The organism is Streptomyces fildesensis (assembly GCF_016107395.1).
GTDB classification, from domain to species: domain Bacteria; phylum Actinomycetota; class Actinomycetes; order Streptomycetales; family Streptomycetaceae; genus Actinacidiphila; species Actinacidiphila fildesensis.
Map to the genome: position 1 here is coordinate 1 of NZ_JAAIKO010000265.1, position 287 is coordinate 287.

Below are 287 nucleotides of genomic sequence, written 5' to 3' on the forward strand. Positions count from 1 at the left end.
CCTGGCGCGGGACCTGGCACGCGGTCCGGGACATGAGCGCCGTGCTGCGGCAGCCGCCACCGGCCGGCCCGGCGAGCGACGACCGGCCCGCCACGGTCCCTATCCAGCCCGCTCAACCGGCTCGGCCCGCTCCCGCAGGTCAGCTCATCCGGCCCGCCCACACCGGCCGGGCCGCCCGATGACCGGCGCTTCCGGTATGACGACGCTGCTGGTGATCGCCAAGGAGCCGGTGGCGGGACGGGTCAAGACGCGGCTCACCCCGCCGTACTCGCCGCGGCAGGCGGCGG

The 287-nt window shown here is 77.4% G+C and carries 2 pseudogenes; both read left to right on the forward strand.

The window, feature by feature from the left end:
- Positions 1-182 (forward strand): annotated as a pseudogene (locus C6N31_RS44940) (hypothetical protein); the annotation flags it as partial.
- Between the two features lie 14 nt (positions 183-196).
- A pseudogene (locus C6N31_RS42855) lies at positions 197-287 on the forward strand (glycosyltransferase); the annotation flags it as partial.